This is a genomic window from Plesiomonas sp. (assembly GCF_051650925.1).
In the GTDB taxonomy this organism is placed as follows: Bacteria; Pseudomonadota; Gammaproteobacteria; order Enterobacterales; family CAMTGL01; genus Plesiomonas.
In genome coordinates, this window is the sequence record NZ_JBOFRH010000122.1 from 1 (window position 1) to 2,834 (window position 2,834).

Here is a 2,834-nt window from a genome sequence, read left to right on the forward strand (position 1 = left end):
CGCGGTGAGTCAGCTTGTACCATGCGCGGGCGAACACCTCAGAGAAGTAGGCTGGGTCTTTATAGAATCGCTCGGAGATCTTGCGGTATTCCGGATCCATCTTCATGGCCATATCGGCATCGGTCATGATGGGGTTGTAACGGATGCTTGGGTCTTCCACATCAACCGGCTTGTCTTCTTCTTTGATGTTGATTGGCTCCCATTGCCATGCGCCCGCCGGACTTTTGGCCAGTTGCCAGTCATAATTGAGCAGCAACTCAAAGTAGCCGTTATCCCATTGGGTAGGGTGGGTAGTCCATGCGCCTTCCAGTCCACTGCTGACTGTATTGCGGCCAATCCCTCGGCTGGTTTTATTCAGCCAACCGAAGCCTTGATCTTCGATTTCTGCTCCTTCTGGCGCAGGGCCTAAATCTTTGGCGGAGCCATTGCCGTGACATTTCCCCACGGTGTGACCACCAGCGGTAAGCGCAACGGTTTCTTCGTCATTCATCGCCATACGTGCGAAGGTTACGCGCACATCATGGGCTGTTTTCAGTGGATCTGGCTGACCATCCACCCCTTCAGGGTTAACGTAAATCAGCCCCATCATCACCGCGGCGAGCGGGTTTTCCAGATCGCGTTCACCGGAGTAACGGCTATTTTGGGCGGTGCTGGGGGCCAGCCATTCTTTTTCCGAACCCCAGTACACATCTTTTTCAGGATGCCAGATATCTTCGCGACCAAACGCAAAACCAAAGGTTTTCAGGCCCATTGATTCATAAGCCATGGTACCGGCGAGAACAATCAAATCAGCCCAGCTAATCTTATTGCCGTATTTTTTCTTGATTGGCCACAGCAGTCGACGGGCTTTATCCAAGTTGACGTTATCAGGCCATGAATTGATAGGGGCAAAACGTTGGTTACCATGCCCAGCACCGCCACGGCCATCGGCGGTACGGTAAGTGCCTGCAGAGTGCCATGCCATCCGAATCATTAAACCGCCGTAATGTCCCCAGTCCGCTGGCCACCACGGTTGGCTGTCGGTCATCAGAGCTTTAACATCATTTTTCAGTGCTTCCACATCCAGTGTTTTCAGGGCTTCGCGGTAGTTAAAGGCAGCGCCCATCGGGTCAGTTTTGCTGTCATGCTGGTGCAAAATATCCAGATTCAGGCTTTTAGGCCACCAATCTGCGTTGGTATTGGCTGAACCGGATGAGGTCAACGCACCATGCATGACCGGACATTTTCCGGAAGGGGTGCTTTGTTTATTTTCCATATGAGCTCCTGTTCATTTCCAGTATGAAACGCATTGCTGCCATGGTTAACATGCCAACACTCATCAACGCTAAGGGCCTCTGAGTCCTAGGGTTCAAGCGCATGTTCAGCCATAGCTGAAATCATTATGCAGAACATCAAAACGCTTTCTTGCCTGCTTACTTATCTAAGGCGCAAACAACGTTACGCTGATGTGCATGTACATAAAAACACTGCAAGTATAGGTAGAGAGTGGCCAGTTTGCTGACGACACTACACCATTTAGATGACGCTATCACAAACATGCCGTCACCCCTGTGTAGCACAACCTCGAAACGCTAACACTGCTGTATAACCAAAAGTGTTATGCGGTGCAGCTTCTTTAGATTTGCTATAAGTCGCGGTGTTTTAATCTGTTACAAGGCATGTTGTGCTGATTGAACGGTGGTTGTCGGAATCTGGATATGCGCGTAATTGACCACGAGAAAAGATAATGGCTAAGCGCGGGATCGGATGCTGGAGTCAGCCACGTAATCCGCTTATAGTGCGTTTTTTAGGGATAGGACAGGGATATTCAAGATGCATATTGTTTGTGAAACCGCACGGTTGCGAGTGCGACATTTTACTGATGCTGATACCACATTTATCCAGCACTTGCTGAATGAACCGGCATTTTTGCAATATATCGGCGACAAACAGGTTCGGGATACGGCAAGTGCGTTGAACTATATTCAGCACGGGCCACAAGCGTCTTACACGCAACACGGTTTTGGTTTGAATTTGGTTGAGCTTAAAGCCTGCGGTACCCCAGTGGGTATGTGTGGCCTGTTACAGCGTAACGAGTTGGATTTGCCCGATCTGGGTTATGCCTTCTTGTCGGCGCACTGGCGTCAGGGTTATGCAAAGGAAGCAGCGCTCGCTGTGTTAGATAATGCTCGTGAACAGCATGGCGTCCACCAAGTGTTAGGTATCACATTGCCAGACAATATTGCATCTAATCATCTGCTTACCGCCTTAGGGTTTGCGCCTCATGGCACCATCGCACTGTATGGTTCGGAAAATAATCTCTATCTGCGTACACTGCAGCCGCGCTAACACGCGCCTCGCACATAACATGATTAGGGACACGTGCAATGAAGATAGAAATCGGCACCTTAGATGATGTGCTGCAGGTCGATGCGGGGATCCCCGAATTTGATGGCCGGACAACGCGTGTACTATTAGAAGAGCGTTTGGCTGGTAAGTCGACGCTGATCTTAATTGCGCGAGCAAAAGGAAGAGCGGTTGCCTACAAACTGGGCTATGCAATTTCCGAGCGTGAGCTTTACAGTTGGCTAGGCGGTGTATTGCCAGAATATCGCCGCAAGGGCATCGCCAGTGAGCTGCGTCAAGCGCAAGAAATGTGGGCGCGCGAGCAGGGGTATCACTGCGTGAAGGTGAAATCGATGAATCGTTATCCGGCGATGCTGCAGTTACTAATTGCCAGCGGCTACCACATTGTCGGCTACGAAGAAAGTGCGTTAGTGCCAGAATGTGGGGAAGGAAAAATCCTGTTTCAGCGCATGCTGTAAGCATGTTGAGTGCTGTTATAGTTTATTGAG

Annotated in this window: 3 protein-coding genes; 2 read left to right on the forward strand and 1 reads right to left on the reverse strand. The window is 50.2% G+C overall.

Features of this window, described 5'->3' with window-relative positions; translation table 11 throughout:
* Nucleotides 1-1,255, reverse strand: a 1,255-nt coding sequence (locus ACRC27_RS02720) for a peroxidase family protein (RefSeq protein WP_438639136.1), incomplete at its 3' end; no start/stop codon positions are given.
* A 557-nt stretch (nucleotides 1,256-1,812) separates the two neighbouring features.
* Between ACRC27_RS02720 and ACRC27_RS02725 the strand changes: the two genes are divergently transcribed.
* Together ACRC27_RS02725 and ACRC27_RS02730 are read left to right on the forward strand one after the other, a co-directional pair.
* Entirely contained in the window at nucleotides 1,813-2,328 is a 516-nt protein-coding gene (locus ACRC27_RS02725; protein WP_438639137.1) for a GNAT family N-acetyltransferase, read from the forward strand.
* A 38-nt stretch (nucleotides 2,329-2,366) separates the two neighbouring features.
* Nucleotides 2,367-2,804, forward strand: a complete 438-nt coding sequence (locus tag ACRC27_RS02730; RefSeq protein WP_438639138.1) for a GNAT family N-acetyltransferase — start codon at nucleotides 2,367-2,369, stop codon at nucleotides 2,802-2,804.
* The last annotated feature ends 30 nt before the right edge of the window (nucleotides 2,805-2,834 follow it).

Excerpts from the sequence above, each read along its gene's own strand:
- ACRC27_RS02725 (WP_438639137.1), top strand. The coding sequence starts at position 1,813 with ATGCATATTGTTTGTGAAACCGCACGGTTGCGAGTGCGACATTTTACT.
- ACRC27_RS02730 (WP_438639138.1), top strand. The coding sequence starts at position 2,367 with ATGAAGATAGAAATCGGCACCTTAGATGATGTGCTGCAGGTCGATGCG.